Origin of the sequence: Salmonella sp. 2020_1395 (assembly GCF_043848115.1) — a bacterium.
Lineage (GTDB): Bacteria > Pseudomonadota > Gammaproteobacteria > Enterobacterales > Enterobacteriaceae > Salmonella > Salmonella enterica.
Window position 1 is genome coordinate 25,016 of sequence record NZ_JBCMFH010000001.1, and the last position, 15,875, is coordinate 40,890.

At 54.5% G+C, this 15,875-nt stretch carries 19 protein-coding genes; 13 read left to right on the forward strand and 6 right to left on the reverse strand.

Annotated elements, in window-relative coordinates:
* Nucleotides 1–72: 72 nt before the first annotated feature.
* From ACH0WD_RS00155 to mdtH, 3 genes are all read right to left on the reverse strand, one after another.
* Nucleotides 73–633: a lipoprotein gene (locus ACH0WD_RS00155; RefSeq protein WP_000713057.1), complete on the reverse strand. Its 561-nt coding sequence runs from the start codon at nucleotides 631–633 to the stop codon at nucleotides 73–75.
* Nucleotides 634–757: 124 nt separating this feature from the next.
* On the reverse strand, nucleotides 758–1,405 hold the full coding sequence (grxB, locus tag ACH0WD_RS00160; RefSeq protein WP_000780893.1) for a glutaredoxin 2: 648 nt from the start codon (nucleotides 1,403–1,405) through the stop codon (nucleotides 758–760).
* A 63-nt stretch (nucleotides 1,406–1,468) separates the two neighbouring features.
* On the reverse strand, nucleotides 1,469–2,677 hold the full coding sequence (gene mdtH, locus ACH0WD_RS00165; RefSeq protein ID WP_000092178.1) for a multidrug efflux MFS transporter MdtH: 1,209 nt from the start codon (nucleotides 2,675–2,677) through the stop codon (nucleotides 1,469–1,471).
* Between the two features lie 236 nt (nucleotides 2,678–2,913).
* On the opposite strand from mdtH, the gene rimJ reads away from it, so the two are divergent.
* From rimJ to murJ, 4 genes are all read left to right on the forward strand, one after another.
* Nucleotides 2,914–3,498: a ribosomal protein S5-alanine N-acetyltransferase gene (gene rimJ, locus ACH0WD_RS00170; protein ID WP_000468199.1), complete on the forward strand. Its 585-nt coding sequence runs from the start codon at nucleotides 2,914–2,916 to the stop codon at nucleotides 3,496–3,498.
* Nucleotides 3,499–3,533: 35 nt separating this feature from the next.
* Nucleotides 3,534–4,181, forward strand: coding sequence for a YceH family protein (locus tag ACH0WD_RS00175; RefSeq protein ID WP_000873047.1), 648 nt, complete (start codon nucleotides 3,534–3,536; stop codon nucleotides 4,179–4,181).
* Nucleotide 4,182: 1 nt separating this feature from the next.
* Entirely contained in the window at nucleotides 4,183–5,106 is a 924-nt protein-coding gene (locus ACH0WD_RS00180; RefSeq protein ID WP_001259730.1) for a Gfo/Idh/MocA family protein, read from the forward strand.
* 303 nt (nucleotides 5,107–5,409) lie between these two features.
* Nucleotides 5,410–6,945, forward strand: a complete 1,536-nt coding sequence (gene murJ / locus ACH0WD_RS00185; RefSeq protein ID WP_001537775.1) for a murein biosynthesis integral membrane protein MurJ — start codon at nucleotides 5,410–5,412, stop codon at nucleotides 6,943–6,945.
* Nucleotides 6,946–7,026: 81 nt separating this feature from the next.
* Here murJ and flgN read toward each other — a convergent pair whose 3' ends face one another.
* The 3 genes from flgN to flgA form a co-directional block, all read right to left on the reverse strand.
* Entirely contained in the window at nucleotides 7,027–7,449 is a 423-nt protein-coding gene (gene flgN / locus ACH0WD_RS00190; RefSeq protein WP_000197547.1) for a flagella biosynthesis chaperone FlgN, read from the reverse strand.
* Nucleotides 7,450–7,453: 4 nt separating this feature from the next.
* Nucleotides 7,454–7,747: a flagellar biosynthesis anti-sigma factor FlgM gene (flgM, locus tag ACH0WD_RS00195; protein ID WP_000020893.1), complete on the reverse strand. Its 294-nt coding sequence runs from the start codon at nucleotides 7,745–7,747 to the stop codon at nucleotides 7,454–7,456.
* A 91-nt stretch (nucleotides 7,748–7,838) separates the two neighbouring features.
* Complete coding sequence (gene flgA, locus ACH0WD_RS00200; protein WP_001194076.1) at nucleotides 7,839–8,498, reverse strand: flagellar basal body P-ring formation chaperone FlgA; 660 nt, start codon at nucleotides 8,496–8,498, stop codon at nucleotides 7,839–7,841.
* 156 nt (nucleotides 8,499–8,654) lie between these two features.
* Between flgA and flgB the strand changes: the two genes are divergently transcribed.
* The 9 genes from flgB to flgJ are packed head-to-tail and all read left to right on the forward strand — an operon-like array spanning nucleotide 8,655 to nucleotide 15,811.
* Nucleotides 8,655–9,071: a flagellar basal body rod protein FlgB gene (flgB, locus tag ACH0WD_RS00205; RefSeq protein ID WP_000887043.1), complete on the forward strand. Its 417-nt coding sequence runs from the start codon at nucleotides 8,655–8,657 to the stop codon at nucleotides 9,069–9,071.
* Between the two features lie 3 nt (nucleotides 9,072–9,074).
* Nucleotides 9,075–9,479, forward strand: coding sequence for a flagellar basal body rod protein FlgC (gene flgC, locus ACH0WD_RS00210; RefSeq protein WP_001196448.1), 405 nt, complete (start codon nucleotides 9,075–9,077; stop codon nucleotides 9,477–9,479).
* A gap of 11 nt (nucleotides 9,480–9,490) precedes the next feature.
* Nucleotides 9,491–10,189 carry a flagellar hook assembly protein FlgD gene (gene flgD / locus ACH0WD_RS00215; protein ID WP_000020450.1) on the forward strand — a complete coding sequence of 233 codons (699 nt, stop codon included), beginning with the start codon at nucleotides 9,491–9,493 and terminating at the stop codon, nucleotides 10,187–10,189.
* Nucleotides 10,190–10,215: 26 nt separating this feature from the next.
* The gene (gene flgE / locus ACH0WD_RS00220; RefSeq protein ID WP_000010567.1) at nucleotides 10,216–11,427 is read left to right on the forward strand and encodes a flagellar hook protein FlgE; all 1,212 of its coding nucleotides are present in this window, start codon (nucleotides 10,216–10,218) and stop codon (nucleotides 11,425–11,427) included.
* A gap of 20 nt (nucleotides 11,428–11,447) precedes the next feature.
* On the forward strand, nucleotides 11,448–12,203 hold the full coding sequence (locus ACH0WD_RS00225; protein ID WP_000349279.1) for a flagellar basal body rod protein FlgF: 756 nt from the start codon (nucleotides 11,448–11,450) through the stop codon (nucleotides 12,201–12,203).
* A gap of 13 nt (nucleotides 12,204–12,216) precedes the next feature.
* Nucleotides 12,217–12,999 (forward strand): flagellar basal-body rod protein FlgG, encoded by a 783-nt coding sequence (gene flgG, locus ACH0WD_RS00230; RefSeq protein WP_000625851.1) that lies wholly within the window; start codon nucleotides 12,217–12,219, stop codon nucleotides 12,997–12,999.
* 54 nt (nucleotides 13,000–13,053) lie between these two features.
* Nucleotides 13,054–13,752, forward strand: a complete 699-nt coding sequence (gene flgH, locus ACH0WD_RS00235; protein ID WP_001174897.1) for a flagellar basal body L-ring protein FlgH — start codon at nucleotides 13,054–13,056, stop codon at nucleotides 13,750–13,752.
* A gap of 11 nt (nucleotides 13,753–13,763) precedes the next feature.
* Nucleotides 13,764–14,861 (forward strand): flagellar basal body P-ring protein FlgI, encoded by a 1,098-nt coding sequence (locus tag ACH0WD_RS00240; protein WP_001518955.1) that lies wholly within the window; start codon nucleotides 13,764–13,766, stop codon nucleotides 14,859–14,861.
* Nucleotides 14,861–15,811 (forward strand): flagellar assembly peptidoglycan hydrolase FlgJ, encoded by a 951-nt coding sequence (flgJ, locus tag ACH0WD_RS00245; protein WP_000578689.1) that lies wholly within the window; start codon nucleotides 14,861–14,863, stop codon nucleotides 15,809–15,811. Before ACH0WD_RS00240 ends, flgJ begins: the two co-directional genes overlap by 1 nt.
* Nucleotides 15,812–15,875 lie beyond the last annotated feature (64 nt).

Sequence of the window (15,875 nt, forward strand, 5' to 3'; positions counted from 1 at the left end):
GCCGGAAACAAAGGATAAGCGGAAACGTTTTCGTTTGCACGTAAAAAAAGGGCGCGAGCGCGCCCTCCGAAATCAATTGGTGAAAGGAATAACGATTTCACCAGGTTTAACTTCAATGCCTTTCGCGAGTTTCTTCGCTAACGCTTCGCCTTTACTACTGTCCTCACGCAACACGTAAGCGGGCCGCTGGTTAAAGTAGCTACGTAAAGACTGATTTAAATAAGGCAGGAGCGTTTGTAGCACCGATTGCATTTTCTCCGGCGTCACGGTGGCGTCTACTACTTCCATCTCCTGAAGATAGATGGCGCCTTTTTCTTTATCAAAGACCGGCAGGGCTTTTAGCTTGAGTTTCATCGTCGCTTTTTGACTGCCAAACAGGGAATTCATATCCAGCCTGGCATCGCCAGTAAGGGTGACTTTATTAGGTTCTTCCCGACCAATCTGGCTGACAAGGTTAGTCAATACGATATGCGCGTCGGCAATGCCGGGCAGACCAATATCTTTTGAGAAATTATTCCGTTTTTCAAGCGCTTGATTGATTTCTTGTTCGCTAATGGTGTATTGCGTAAGTTGATTACAACCCACTAACAGGCCGCTAACTACCAGCGCAGCGGCAAAAAAAAACTTTTTCATGGCGTTCCTTAGCATGTTGCCTGTGCCCTAATCTTGACACAAAGCAGCATGTCGCGCCAGCGGACATGGCGCCACTAGAAAAAGCTGAAAAAGGCGGCAAGAAAGGGTTGCCGCCTGGCGGGCGTTAGATAGCCATTGAGGAGAGTAAATTAATTTGCGTCTGCTTTGCCATATTATCGCGATAGTCTGCGACTTTTGTCGGCCAGTGAATACCGGCGACCAGCGTCAGATTACGCAGAAGCGGAAACAGATGAATATCATCTTCCGATAATTCGCCGTTAACGGCGTTAGGCTGTACGATGAGTTTATCCAGCAAACGTAAATCATCGCCGATCTTTTTAATCAGTCCTGCAGAGTGCGCAAGATGGTTGTCAAAACTGCCAGATGAGGCTTCTTTTTTGCGGATAAAATACTGGCGCGCCGCAGGGGTAGAAAATTCATCGAAAGCGGATTTTGCAAATCGCGGCAGCAATAGCTGATTAACGTAACCGTTAACTTTGCGCAACCACTCTTCAATGGCTGGATTGCGTTTCCCGGTTAACAGCGGTTTGCCGTCGAGGTTGTCGACATAATGTACAATATCCATACTTTCAGGAAGGTAGCGACTATCATCTTTTTGCAGGATGGGTACCATCTTTTGACCAATCATCCGGGTGGGCGTCGCCTCGTCGTCATTTTGTAACACGTTAAGTTCAACGGGGATGTTCTTCAGGCCGAAAATCATGCGGGCTTTAACGCAGAAAGGGCAATGATCGTAAATATAAAGCTTCACGTTTCTCCTCCATTTGACTGTCGGTATCTGACCAGTATGGAGGAGATAGCGACAGGTATCAAATCAGGCGCCGGGTTCCAGCATCCGGCGCGGCGTGCGTTTATGACTAAATTGCCAGCCTAAAGCCAAAAAGGTGATAAAGCCGATAATACCGAGCATCATCCACGGTAGTTCAGGCTGCGCAAGCGCTTTACCCATATCAAACAACCAGCCGCCGCCGATATAACCAATCGCGCCGCCAATGGCTAATCCCAGACGGCTAAAGCCCATATAGCTTCCCCGCGCCCTCGCGTCTGCGAGCGACGCGCTGAGCGTTTCGCGCGCCGGTTCGGCGATAACCGAGCCGATGTAGAAAGCGCAAATAAGCGTAAAAAGCTGCTGTAAATTGCCCACCATCCCGATGGGGAGCATGCTCAGCGACATGACGAGCAAACCGGCCATCAGCCGATGCTCCAGCCGAAAACGCTTTTCGCTCCAGCGGGCAATCGGGTAGAGCAACGTCAGCGAGAGACACGCCTCAATAGCGTACATCCATTTCACGGCAGCAGGCGAACCGGCGATATCGTTTACCATAATCGGCAGCATTAACATGACCTGTACCGCCAGCATATAGTAGCCCGCCAGCGTCAGCACGTAGGTGACAAACCTTTTATCGCTCATGACGCGGCGCATTCCTTCACGCACCGGCGTTCTGACCGTTGATAGCTTCCAGGCCGGAAGCAGCCATGCATTGAAAAGGGCGCATAATATGAACAAAATAGCGCCCGTCGCGCAGACCAGGCGAAAATCGTATTGTAGCAACCAGCTTCCCAGCAGCGCGCCAATCACCGCGCCCGCGCTGTCCTGCATCATCAACAGAGAGAAGAAGCGGCCCCGTTGCTCCGGACGAATTAATTTGACCACCAGCGCTGAACGCGGCGGGTCGAAAAGCGTACCGCCGAGACCGGAAAGAAAGCAGGAAAACCACAAGAGCCAGGGCTCATGCGCGATACCCATGGTGGCAAAGCCTGCGGCGCGCATCAGCATACCGGTGACAATCATCGGTTTCGCGCCAAAGCGATCGGCGATGGCGCCGCCAAAAATGCCCAGACCTTGTTGAATAAACTGGCGCAGGCCGAGCGCGATCCCTACCATTACGGCAGCCCACCCCATTTGATCGACAAAGCGAATAGAGATGAGCGGGAAGACGACGAAAAAACCCAGCACCACCAACATGTTATCGATGAGAAGAAAATATTTACCCAGGTTCCTCGCCTGCGAGACGCGCGACATTTCCCCTCCCGGGAAATAAAAGATGAGCGTCTTCTATTCTGCGGCGGCGTTTCGTTTTTTCCTACCGTTAGCGGGACAATATTTTTTTATCAAAAGTCCTTTTTAATCGAGAGTTTTCATCAAAATGTGGCAGCAATTCAAAAAATGACGATTTGCGCTTTTCACAGAGCCTGGTTGCGCAGGTATAGTAATGTTACTGGCGTGCTGAAGACGTTACAGGAAGGAGTAGGTATAGAATGTTTGGCTATCGTAGTAACGTGCCAAAAGTGCGCTTAACCACCGATCGTCTGGTGGTACGTTTAGTGCATGAGCGTGATGCCTGGCGTCTGGCCGATTATTACGCGGAAAATCGTCATTTTTTAAAACCCTGGGAACCGGTCCGTGATGAAAGTCATTGTTATCCTTCAGGATGGCAGGCGCGTCTGGGAATGATCGGTGAATTTCACAAACAGGGCTCCGCCTTCTATTTCGCGCTACTTGATCTGGAAGAAAAAGAAATTATCGGCGTGGCGAATTTTTCCAATGTGGTGCGCGGTTCTTTTCATGCCTGTTATCTGGGCTATTCCATTGCGCAGAAGTGGCAGGGGCAGGGGCTGATGTTTGAAGCCTTAACCGCTGCGATTCGCTATATGCAGCGCACTCAGCATATCCACCGTATCATGGCGAACTATATGCCGCACAACAAACGTAGCGGCGCGTTGCTGGCGCGGCTTGGCTTTGAAAAAGAAGGCTATGCGAAAGATTACCTGTTGATTGATGGACAATGGCGCGACCATGTCCTGACGGCGTTAACCACGCCGTTATGGACGCCGGGGCGTTGAGCGGCTTACGGAATGAGAGGCAAAGGGAGAAAACGATGAAATATGAATTAACCGCCACTGAAGCGCGAGTGATTGGCTGTCTGCTGGAAAAGCAGGTGACAACGCCGGAACAGTATCCGCTTTCCGTCAACGGGGTGGTGACAGCCTGTAATCAGAAAACCAACCGTGAACCGGTGATGAACCTGACGGAACAAGAGGTACAAGAACAGCTCGATAACCTGGTGAAACGCCACTTTTTGCGTACGGTCAGCGGGTTTGGCAATCGCGTCACCAAATATGAACAGCGCTTCTGTAATTCCGAATTTGGCGATCTGAAACTTAGCGCGGCGGAAGTGGCGCTTGTCACTACGCTGCTGCTGCGCGGCGCGCAAACGCCCGGCGAGTTGCGTAGCCGGGCGTCGCGGATGCATGAATTCAGTGATATGGCGGAAGTTGAATCCACGCTGGAACGGCTTGCCAGTCGTGAGGACGGCCCGTATGTCGTCCGTCTGGCGCGTGAACCGGGTAAGCGCGAAAGCCGTTATATGCACCTTTTTTGCGGCGACGTCGATGAACTGTCTCTCCAGACGTCTGCGCCGGAAAGTGCGTCGGGCGATCTTCAGTCGCGCGTCGAAGCGCTGGAAAGCGAAGTGGCGGAGTTAAAGCAGCGGCTGGATTCTTTGTTAGCTCACCTGGGAGAGTAATGTGAGAACATTACGGATTGGCATTGTCGGATTAGGCGGTATTGCGCAGAAGGCCTGGCTGCCGGTATTAACCAACACCGCCGGATGGACGTTACAGGGCGCCTGGTCTCCTTCGCGGGATAAAGCCTTACGTATCTGCGAAAGCTGGCGCATACCGTATGTGGATTCGCTGGCGAATTTAGCGTCCGGCTGCGATGCGGTCTTCGTCCACTCCAGTACCGCAAGCCATTATGCCGTGGTCAGCGAACTTCTCAATGCCGGCGTCCATGTCTGCGTGGATAAACCGCTGGCGGAAAATCTACGTGATGCTGAACGGCTGGTGGCGCTGGCGGCGCAAAAAAAATTGACGCTGATGGTTGGCTTTAATCGCCGTTTCGCGCCGCTGTACCGCGAACTGAAGACGCGCCTCGGCACTGCGGCGTCACTGCGTATGGATAAACATCGTACCGATAGCGTCGGGCCGCACGACTTACGTTTTACTTTGCTCGATGACTATCTGCATGTCGTGGATACCGCACTGTGGCTGGCGGGCGGCGAGGCGCGCCTTGCCAGCGGCACGTTGCTCACCAGCGAGTCCGGCGAAATGTACTATGCGGAACATCATTTTTCCGCCGACAAACTACAAATTACCACCAGTATGCACCGGCGCGCCGGAAGTCAGCGTGAATCGGTCCAGGCCGTCACCGACGGCGGGTTGTATGACGTGACGGATATGCGTGAATGGCGCGAAGAGCGCGGGCAGGGTATTCTCATCAAACCCATTCCGGGTTGGCAAACGACGCTTGAGCAGCGTGGTTTTGTCGGATGCGCGCGGCATTTCATTGACTGCGTACAAAATCAGACGGTTCCGGAAACGGCGGGGGAGCAGGCGATTTTGGCCCAGCGCGTCGTGGAGGCGCTGTGGCGGGACGCCATCAGCGAATAATCCTCTGTAACATCTGGCGGTAGTAATTCATCGTAATCCAGGTACTATACCCTCAATAATTCGAGTTGCAGAAAAGCTAACGCACATGCAGCTCGAAGTATGGCGGGTATATATGCCCACTCTACATAATACCTCTTTTCACAGTGAATAATGGCAAACCGTGGGGAGTCTGTAAGGCCTGATAAGACGTTTTAACGTCGCCGTCAGGCGCGGTGATACAGCCGGATACGGCAGAAGTTGCGTTATCCGGTCGATGGATCAGCCATGCAGGAGTTTTACGCCAGGGTCTGGAATACAAAAGAAATGAATTTATTGAAATCGCTGGCTGCCGTCAGCTCGATGACTATGTTTTCACGCGTGTTGGGCTTTGCCCGTGATGCGATTGTCGCCAGAATTTTTGGCGCAGGGATGGCGACCGACGCCTTTTTTGTGGCGTTTAAACTCCCCAATCTACTACGCCGGATCTTTGCCGAAGGCGCTTTTTCTCAGGCCTTTGTGCCTATCCTGGCGGAATATAAGAGCAAGCAGGGTGAAGAAGCGACGCGGATCTTTGTCGCTTACGTTTCCGGCCTGTTGACGCTGGCATTGGCCGTCGTGACGGTGGCCGGTATGCTGGCCGCCCCGTGGGTGATTATGGTAACCGCGCCGGGTTTTGCCGATACTGCGGATAAATTCGCGCTGACGACGCAACTGCTGCGGATTACGTTTCCCTATATTCTGCTGATCTCGCTGGCTTCACTGGTTGGCGCCATTCTCAACACCTGGAATCGCTTCTCTATTCCTGCTTTTGCGCCGACATTTCTTAATATCAGCATGATCGGTTTTGCATTATTCGCCGCGCCATACTTTAATCCGCCGGTGCTGGCGTTAGCCTGGGCAGTCACCGTCGGCGGCGTGCTGCAACTGGTGTATCAACTTCCGTATTTGAAAAAGATCGGTATGCTGGTGCTGCCGCGCATTAACTTTCGCGACACTGGGGCGATGCGGGTGGTCAAACAGATGGGGCCGGCGATTTTGGGCGTTTCCGTCAGTCAGATCTCCCTTATCATCAATACCATTTTCGCCTCGTTTCTGGCCTCCGGCTCGGTCTCATGGATGTACTATGCCGATCGGTTGATGGAGTTCCCGTCCGGCGTGCTGGGCGTGGCGTTGGGGACCATCCTGTTGCCGTCATTGTCGAAAAGCTTTGCCAGCGGCAATCATGATGAGTACTGCCGCCTGATGGACTGGGGGCTGCGTTTGTGCTTTTTACTGGCGTTGCCGAGCGCGGTAGCGTTAGGCATTCTGGCGAAGCCGCTGACGGTCTCGCTGTTTCAGTACGGTAAATTCACCGCCTTTGATGCGGCAATGACGCAGCGGGCGTTAATCGCCTATTCGGTGGGGCTGATTGGCTTGATCGTCGTAAAAGTGCTGGCTCCGGGCTTCTATTCTCGCCAGGATATTAAAACGCCGGTGAAAATCGCCATCGTGACGTTAATCATGACGCAGTTAATGAACCTGGCGTTTATTGGACCGCTGAAACACGCCGGGCTGTCGCTCTCTATTGGTCTGGCGGCATGTCTCAATGCGTCGCTGCTGTACTGGCAACTGCGCAAACAGAATATCTTTACGCCACAACCGGGCTGGATGTGGTTCCTGATGCGTCTGATCATTTCCGTACTGGTGATGGCTGCCGTATTGTTCGGCGTGTTGCATATTATGCCGGAGTGGTCGCAAGGGTCGATGTTATGGCGTTTGCTACGTTTGATGGCGGTAGTGATTGCGGGTATCGCGGCCTATTTCGCCGCGCTTGCCGTGTTGGGCTTTAAAGTGAAAGAGTTTGTTCGCCGGACGGCGTAAATTCAGTGCCTGATAGCGCTGTGCTATCAGGCCTACAAGGCATTCAGGCCGGAAAGGCGCAACGTCGCCATCCGGCAATGATTAGATAGAAATTTTTTTACCGCCGCGGTGAGAGACGGAAGTCTGACCGTCAGCCCCGTACAAGGTCGGCTCCTGGTGAGGTTTCAGCACCTCCAGCGCCTGTTGATTACGCTCGATTTGCCCTTCCAGCAGCCAGCCGTTGTGCTGGTTGAGGTCGCGAAGATGCTGCGTTTTTTCGGTAATCGCCTGCCAGCGCTCTGCAATGTCATCGTTTGCGCTACGCTGCGCATTCTGCTCCAGACGGCGCTGTTGTTCCAGATAATCCAGCGTCGCCAGCAACGAGCTTTTTTCTTCTGTAATACGCTGTAGCTGGCTGCCGTTAATCTGGCCTACGGAAAGCTGTTGTTGCTCGGCGTCCATCACCGTCTTCAGGTCATTCAGGACGGTGGTCATCTGGTCAAGTATTTCTGACAAACGAGTCATACGCTTATTTACTCTGTAAGTAGCTCTGCGCCTCGCGAATGAGCGAGTCTGCTATTTTTCCCGTATCCATTTTTAACTCACCGTTACGGATAGCCGTTTTTAATGCTTCGACGCGTTCCATATTAATGTCGCTGACGCCTGGCTGCATGAGCTTCGCTTGCGCGTCGCTTAACGTTACGCTGGCGCTCGTCGCGGCGGACGTTTTTTCCTGACGCGTTTTTTGTACCGGCGTGTCGCTGGTTTCGCGCGTCTGGACAGTGCTAACGGGTTTCAAAGGTGAGGTACGGTCAATGCTCATTTATTTATCCTCATCGAGGGTTACGTTGTAGCGGCCAGCTACCATCATGGTTGAATATCTCATCGGCAGCCGCGACAAAATCTTTACACAATTATAGGTTAATAAGAATATTCCCATCAGAATCGACGGTTCCACTCACGATTTGACCCGATGTCATGCGTACGCGCGCATTTTGCGCGACGGCGGCATTATTCATCGCCTGACCTTCCGCATTGACGCTAAACCCCTCGCCATTGGCGATGACCTGTACTCGTTGCCCCGCTTTGACGCGCCAGGCCTGACGTATCATCGTAAGCTGTACCGGCTGCCCGGGAGCGAGATCGCGCAAACTGACGGCATCCTGAATCTGACGGATATCCAGTACCGTCCTCGGCGGTAACTGATCCAGCCTGCCACGTTTTAGCGTGACGTTGGCCGGCGTCAATTTTCCGCCGCGCGCGACGGGCGCGGCAACAGCGACATAATTGCCGGTCGCTTGCACATTCACCTGCAAATAACGTTTTTCATTGGCGCAGCGCGCCACCACATTGACGTTGCCCCACAGCTTCGCGCTGCCCGTCATGCTGAAGGCTGGCTGCTCGCAGCTCGGCAGCAGATTGGGCGGTGAACGGAGCGTGACAACCACCTCGTCGCTGAAGCCAGCCAGACGCTGGGAAAACCACGTGGTCAGCTGGGCGTTGATGTCCTGCGCCATTGTCAGGGGGCTGAACAGCAAAGCCGCCACGGCGAATCCTCGTTTTAACGTTTGCATGGTACTTCCCCCTGGTTGATGTCATGACAGGATTCTACCCGTGTGAAGCAAGCATCAACGCAATAAATAGCGACGCATTTTGCGTTTATTCCGGCGATAACGCGCGCGTGAAGGCATTTAAGCTGTCGGCTGAATTTTGCCATTTGCGGAGGAGATATGCTCGACAGGCTCGATGCCGCCTTACGATTTCAGCAGGAAGCGCTAAATCTGCGCGCGCAACGTCAGGAAATATTAGCGGCGAATATCGCCAATGCCGATACGCCGGGGTATCAGGCGCGCGATATTGATTTTGCCAGTGAGTTAAAAAAGGTGATGGTGCGTGGACGGGAAGAAACCGGCGGCGTCGCGTTAACGTTGACTTCCTCTCACCATATTCCCGCCCAGGCGGTCTCTTCTCCCGCAGTGGATCTGCTTTATCGCGTACCCGATCAGCCTTCTTTGGATGGTAACACCGTAGATATGGACAGGGAACGTACGCAGTTTGCGGATAACAGTCTCAAATATCAGATGGGGCTTACCGTTCTGGGTAGCCAACTCAAAGGCATGATGAATGTGCTACAGGGAGGAAACTAATTCGTGGCGCTGTTAAACATTTTTGATATTGCCGGATCGGCGCTTGCCGCACAGTCCAAGCGGTTGAACGTTGCGGCCAGTAACCTGGCGAATGCGGATAGCGTCACCGGCCCGGACGGACAGCCTTATCGCGCCAAACAGGTGGTTTTTCAGGTGGACGCCGCGCCGGGTCAAGCCACTGGCGGGGTAAAGGTCGCCAGCGTGATTGAAAGTCAGGCACCGGAAAAGCTGGTTTATGAGCCAGGCAATCCGCTGGCGGACGCTAATGGTTACGTCAAAATGCCCAACGTCGATGTGGTCGGCGAAATGGTCAACACGATGTCAGCCTCGCGCAGCTATCAGGCAAATATCGAAGTCCTGAATACCGTAAAAAGCATGATGCTTAAAACGCTGACATTAGGCCAGTAAAGGAGGCGCGTATGTCTATTGCCGTAAATATGAATGACCCGACCAACACGGGCGTCAAAACGACGACCGGCAGCGGGTCGATGACCGGAAGCAACGCTGCCGATCTGCAAAGCAGTTTCCTGACCTTACTGGTCGCGCAATTGAAGAACCAGGACCCGACTAACCCATTACAAAATAATGAGTTAACGACGCAGTTGGCGCAAATCAGTACCGTGAGCGGCATTGAAAAACTGAATACGACGCTGGGGGCTATTTCCGGGCAAATCGATAATAGTCAGTCCCTACAGGCGACCACGCTGATTGGACATGGCGTTATGGTGCCTGGCACCACAATTCTGGCGGGTAAAGGCGCGGAAGAAGGGGCCGTGACGTCCACGACGCCGTTTGGCGTGGAATTGCAACAGCCTGCGGACAAAGTGACGGCAACCATTACCGATAAAGATGGCCGGGTGGTACGGACGCTGGAGATCGGTGAGTTGCGAGCCGGGGTACACACCTTTACCTGGGATGGTAAGCAAACGGACGGAACAACGGTACCGAATGGTTCTTACAACATTGCGATTACCGCCAGCAATGGCGGGACGCAACTGGTGGCGCAGCCGCTGCAATTCGCTCTGGTACAGGGCGTGACGAAGGGCAGTAACGGCAACCTGTTGGATCTGGGTACCTACGGCACCACCACACTCGACGAAGTTCGGCAAATAATCTAAGCCCTTACATTTATCAGGAGTCAGTCATGTCTTTTTCTCAAGCGGTTAGCGGCCTGAACGCTGCGGCCACCAACCTTGATGTTATCGGTAATAACATCGCCAACTCCGCCACCTATGGCTTTAAGTCCGGTACGGCATCATTTGCCGATATGTTCGCCGGTTCCAAAGTGGGGCTGGGCGTAAAAGTGGCGGGGATTACCCAGGATTTTACCGACGGTACGACAACGAACACCGGGCGCGGGCTGGATGTCGCGATTAGCCAGAACGGTTTTTTCCGCCTGGTAGACAGCAACGGTTCCGTGTTCTATAGCCGCAACGGCCAGTTCAAACTGGACGAGAACCGTAACCTGGTCAATATGCAGGGGATGCAGTTGACCGGCTATCCGGCCACCGGTACGCCGCCGACCATTCAGCAGGGGGCGAATCCTGCGCCGATCACCATTCCGAACACGCTGATGGCGGCGAAATCGACCACCACCGCGTCAATGCAGATCAACCTGAACTCAACGGACCCTGTACCGTCTAAAACGCCCTTTAGCGTGAGTGATGCGGATTCGTATAACAAAAAAGGCACCGTCACCGTTTATGACAGCCAGGGTAATGCCCATGACATGAACGTCTATTTTGTGAAAACCAAAGATAATGAATGGGCTGTGTACACCCATGACAGCAGCGATCCTGCAGCCACTGCGCCAACAACGGCGTCCACTACGCTGAAATTCAATGAAAACGGGATTCTGGAGTCTGGCGGTACGGTGAACATCACCACCGGTACGATTAATGGCGCGACAGCGGCCACCTTCTCCCTCAGCTTCCTTAACTCCATGCAGCAGAACACCGGGGCTAATAACATCGTCGCCACCAATCAAAACGGCTATAAGCCTGGCGACCTGGTGAGCTACCAGATTAACAATGATGGCACCGTGGTTGGCAACTACTCCAACGAGCAGGAGCAGGTGCTGGGGCAGATTGTGCTGGCTAACTTCGCCAACAACGAAGGTCTGGCATCCCAGGGCGATAACGTCTGGGCTGCGACGCAGGCCTCCGGGGTAGCGCTGCTGGGGACTGCCGGTTCCGGCAACTTCGGTAAGCTGACGAACGGCGCGCTGGAAGCCTCTAACGTGGATTTGAGTAAAGAGCTGGTGAATATGATCGTCGCGCAGCGTAACTACCAGTCGAATGCGCAGACCATCAAAACCCAGGACCAGATCCTCAATACGCTGGTTAACCTGCGCTAAGCGCCTGACGGGATAGCTTAATGGATCACGCAATTTATACCGCCATGGGGGCGGCCAGCCAGACGCTTAACCAGCAGGCGGTAACGGCCAGCAACCTGGCTAATGCCTCGACGCCGGGCTTTCGCGCGCAGCTTAACGCGTTACGCGCGGTGCCTGTTGATGGCCTCTCTTTAGCAACGCGCACGCTGGTTACGGCGTCGACGCCCGGGGCGGATATGACCCCGGGTCAGTTGGACTACACCTCCCGTCCGCTGGATGTCGCGTTACAGCAGGACGGCTGGCTGGTAGTGCAAGCGGCGGATGGCGCTGAAGGATATACCCGTAACGGGAATATCCAGGTGGGTCCGACCGGGCAGTTAACCATTCAGGGACATCCGGTTATCGGCGAAGGCGGCCCGATTACCGTTCCTGAAGGGTCGGAAATCACCATTGCGGCAGACGGCACGATCTCCGCGCTCAATCCCGGCGACCCGCCAAACACGGTGGCGCCCGTTGGGCGACTGAAGCTGGTCAAAGCGGAAGGCAATGAGGTGCAGCGGAGCGATGACGGTTTATTCCGCCTTACCGCCGAGGCACAGGCTGAACGCGGGGCGGTACTGGCCGCCAACCCGTCAATTCGCATTATGTCGGGCGTGCTGGAGGGCAGTAACGTCAAGCCGGTTGAAGCGATGACCGACATGATCGCCAACGCACGTCGTTTTGAAATGCAGATGAAGGTTATCACCAGCGTAGATGAGAACGAAGGGCGAGCTAACCAACTGCTGTCGATGAGTTAATACAGGACATTTTATGATCAGTTCATTATGGATCGCCAAAACCGGTCTGGACGCGCAGCAAACCAATATGGATGTGATTGCCAATAACCTGGCAAACGTCAGCACCAATGGTTTTAAGCGTCAGCGCGCGGTATTTGAAGATCTGTTGTATCAGACCATCCGCCAGCCGGGCGCGCAGTCGTCCGAGCAGACGACGCTGCCTTCAGGGCTGCAAATCGGTACCGGCGTGCGTCCGGTCGCCACGGAGCGTCTGCACAGTCAGGGGAACCTGTCGCAGACCAACAACAGTAAAGATGTGGCGATTAAAGGGCAGGGCTTTTTCCAGGTCATGCTGCCGGACGGTACGTCTGCTTATACCCGCGATGGCTCTTTCCAGGTGGATCAGAATGGTCAACTGGTGACGGCGGGCGGTTTTCAGGTGCAGCCGGCAATCACCATTCCGGCCAACGCGTTAAGCATCACGATTGGCCGCGACGGCGTGGTCAGCGTGACCCAGCAGGGGCAGGCCGCGCCGGTTCAGGTCGGGCAGCTTAACCTGACCACCTTTATGAACGACACCGGTCTGGAAAGCATCGGCGAGAACCTCTATATCGAAACGCAATCGTCCGGCGCGCCGAACGAAAGCACGCCGGGGCTCAACGGCGCGGGGTTGTTGTATCAAGGGTATGTCGAAACGTCGAACGTTAACGTGGCGGAAGAGCTGGTGAACATGATTCAGGTTCAACGCGCCTATGAAATTAACAGTAAAGCAGTATCGACGACCGATCAGATGCTGCAGAAACTGACGCAACTCTAAGGGGCCGCCGGTGGGGGATACGCCACCGGCTCCCTGATTTTGAAGATGAAGGTAATGCAAAAATACGCGCTTCACGCTTACCCAGTTATGGCCCTGATGGTCGCGACGCTGACAGGATGCGCCTGGATACCCGCTAAACCGCTCGTGCAGGGGGCGACCACGGCGCAGCCGATACCTGGCCCGGTACCGGTGGCGAATGGCTCCATATTTCAGTCTGCGCAGCCGATTAATTATGGCTATCAGCCGCTTTTTGAAGATCGTCGACCGCGTAATATCGGCGATACGCTCACGATTGTGTTACAGGAAAACGTCAGCGCCAGTAAAAGCTCGTCGGCAAATGCCAGCCGCGACGGCAAAACCAGCTTTGGTTTTGATACGGTACCGCGTTATCTGCAGGGATTATTCGGTAATTCCCGCGCGGATATGGAGGCCTCCGGCGGCAACTCTTTTAATGGTAAAGGCGGCGCGAATGCCAGCAATACCTTTAGCGGCACGCTGACCGTGACCGTCGATCAGGTTCTGGCCAATGGCAATTTACACGTCGTGGGGGAAAAACAGATCGCGATTAATCAGGGAACGGAATTCATCCGCTTCTCCGGCGTGGTAAATCCACGCACCATCAGCGGCAGCAACTCTGTTCCCTCGACACAGGTGGCGGATGCGCGGATTGAATATGTCGGGAACGGCTATATTAACGAAGCGCAAAATATGGGCTGGCTGCAACGTTTCTTCCTTAATTTGTCGCCGATGTAAGCGAGGTGTATGTGTTTAAAGCTCTTGCAGGAATCGTTCTGGCACTGGTTGCCACTCTGGCGCACGCCGAGCGTATCCGGGATCTGACCAGTGTCCAGGGAGTACGGGAAAACTCGCTGATCGGCTACGGGCTGGTGGTCGGGCTGGACGGTACGGGCGACCAGACGACCCAGACGCCATTTACCACCCAGACGCTGAATAACATGCTGTCACAACTGGGGATTACGGTCCCCACCGGCACCAATATGCAGTTGAAAAACGTGGCGGCGGTGATGGTGACGGCGTCGTATCCGCCTTTTGCGCGACAGGGACAAACGATCGATGTCGTCGTTTCCTCAATGGGGAACGCTAAAAGTCTGCGTGGCGGGACGTTATTAATGACGCCGTTAAAAGGGGTGGACAGCCAGGTGTATGCTCTGGCGCAGGGCAATATTCTGGTCGGCGGCGCGGGCGCTTCCGCAGGCGGCAGTAGCGTGCAGGTTAACCAGCTTAATGGCGGGCGCATCACTAATGGCGCGATTATCGAACGCGAGTTGCCGACTCAGTTCGGCGCTGGCAACACCATTAATCTGCAATTGAACGACGAAGATTTTACGATGGCGCAGCAAATTACCGACGCCATCAACCGCGCCCGCGGTTACGGCAGCGCCACTGCGCTTGATGCGCGAACGGTACAGGTACGCGTGCCCAGCGGCAACAGCTCGCAGGTGCGTTTTCTGGCGGACATTCAAAATATGGAAGTCAACGTGACGCCGCAGGATGCAAAAGTCGTGATCAACTCGCGTACCGGTTCGGTGGTCATGAATCGGGAAGTCACGCTGGATAGCTGCGCTGTGGCGCAGGGCAATTTGTCAGTGACAGTCAATCGCCAGCTCAACGTCAACCAGCCGAATACGCCATTTGGCGGCGGGCAGACCGTGGTGACGCCACAGACTCAAATAGATTTGCGTCAGAGCGGCGGATCGCTACAGAGCGTGCGTTCCAGCGCCAATCTGAACAGCGTAGTGCGTGCGCTGAATGCGCTTGGCGCGACGCCGATGGACCTGATGTCGATTTTGCAGTCCATGCAGAGCGCGGGCTGTCTACGCGCCAAACTGGAAATCATCTGATGATCGGAGACGGTAAATTGCTGGCCAGCGCGGCCTGGGATGCGCAATCTCTGAACGAACTGAAAGCGAAAGCGGGCCAGGACCCGGCGGCGAATATCCGTCCTGTGGCCCGTCAGGTGGAAGGGATGTTTGTGCAGATGATGCTGAAAAGTATGCGCGAGGCTTTACCCAAAGATGGTTTATTCAGCAGCGATCAGACGCGTCTGTATACCAGCATGTATGACCAGCAGATTGCCCAGCAGATGACCGCCGGTAAGGGACTGGGGCTGGCGGATATGATGGTTAAACAGATGACGGGCGGGCAGACGATGCCTGCGGATGACGCGCCGCAAGTACCGCTTAAATTCTCCCTGGAGACGGTAAGCAGCTATCAAAATCAGGCGCTGACCCAACTGGTGCGCAAAGCCATACCGAAAACGCCGGACAGCAGCGATGCGCCGCTCTCCGGCGACAGTAAAGACTTTCTGGCCCGGCTTTCGCTCCCGGCGAGGCTGGCCAGCGAACAAAGCGGGGTGCCGCATCATCTGATTCTGGCGCAGGCGGCGCTGGAGTCCGGCTGGGGGCAGCGGCAAATCCTGCGGGAGAATGGCGAACCCAGCTATAACGTATTTGGCGTGAAAGCGACCGCCAGTTGGAAAGGGCCGGTGACGGAAATCACCACCACTGAATACGAAAATGGCGAAGCGAAAAAAGTGAAAGCGAAATTCCGCGTCTATAGCTCGTATCTGGAGGCGTTATCGGATTATGTCGCGCTGTTAACGCGTAACCCACGCTACGCTGCCGTGACCACTGCCGCCACGGCAGAGCAGGGCGCAGTGGCTCTGCAAAACGCCGGATACGCCACTGACCCGAATTACGCGCGTAAATTGACCAGCATGATTCAGCAGTTGAAAGCGATGAGTGAAAAGGTCAGCAAAACCTACAGCGCGAATCTCGACAATCTCTTTTAAATTGCTCAAGTCCACGTAGTCGCTGCCGATAACAACGAGTATTGAAGGATTAAAAGGAACCATC

What these genes read in the sequence shown, in the direction of transcription:
- ACH0WD_RS00155 (WP_000713057.1), bottom strand. Translation starts at nt 633, where the DNA reads ATGAAAAAGTTTTTTTTTGCCGCTGCGCTGGTAGTTAGCGGCCTGTTA.
- mdtH (WP_000092178.1), bottom strand. Translation starts at nt 2,677, where the DNA reads ATGTCGCGCGTCTCGCAGGCGAGGAACCTGGGTAAATATTTTCTTCTC.
- rimJ (WP_000468199.1), top strand. Translation starts at nt 2,914, where the DNA reads ATGTTTGGCTATCGTAGTAACGTGCCAAAAGTGCGCTTAACCACCGAT.
- ACH0WD_RS00175 (WP_000873047.1), top strand. Translation starts at nt 3,534, where the DNA reads ATGAAATATGAATTAACCGCCACTGAAGCGCGAGTGATTGGCTGTCTG.
- murJ (WP_001537775.1), top strand. Translation starts at nt 5,410, where the DNA reads ATGAATTTATTGAAATCGCTGGCTGCCGTCAGCTCGATGACTATGTTT.
- flgN (WP_000197547.1), bottom strand. Translation starts at nt 7,449, where the DNA reads ATGACTCGTTTGTCAGAAATACTTGACCAGATGACCACCGTCCTGAAT.
- flgM (WP_000020893.1), bottom strand. Translation starts at nt 7,747, where the DNA reads ATGAGCATTGACCGTACCTCACCTTTGAAACCCGTTAGCACTGTCCAG.
- flgA (WP_001194076.1), bottom strand. Translation starts at nt 8,498, where the DNA reads ATGCAAACGTTAAAACGAGGATTCGCCGTGGCGGCTTTGCTGTTCAGC.
- flgB (WP_000887043.1), top strand. Translation starts at nt 8,655, where the DNA reads ATGCTCGACAGGCTCGATGCCGCCTTACGATTTCAGCAGGAAGCGCTA.
- flgD (WP_000020450.1), top strand. Translation starts at nt 9,491, where the DNA reads ATGTCTATTGCCGTAAATATGAATGACCCGACCAACACGGGCGTCAAA.
- flgE (WP_000010567.1), top strand. Translation starts at nt 10,216, where the DNA reads ATGTCTTTTTCTCAAGCGGTTAGCGGCCTGAACGCTGCGGCCACCAAC.
- ACH0WD_RS00225 (WP_000349279.1), top strand. Translation starts at nt 11,448, where the DNA reads ATGGATCACGCAATTTATACCGCCATGGGGGCGGCCAGCCAGACGCTT.
- flgG (WP_000625851.1), top strand. Translation starts at nt 12,217, where the DNA reads ATGATCAGTTCATTATGGATCGCCAAAACCGGTCTGGACGCGCAGCAA.
- flgH (WP_001174897.1), top strand. Translation starts at nt 13,054, where the DNA reads ATGCAAAAATACGCGCTTCACGCTTACCCAGTTATGGCCCTGATGGTC.
- flgJ (WP_000578689.1), top strand. Translation starts at nt 14,861, where the DNA reads ATGATCGGAGACGGTAAATTGCTGGCCAGCGCGGCCTGGGATGCGCAA.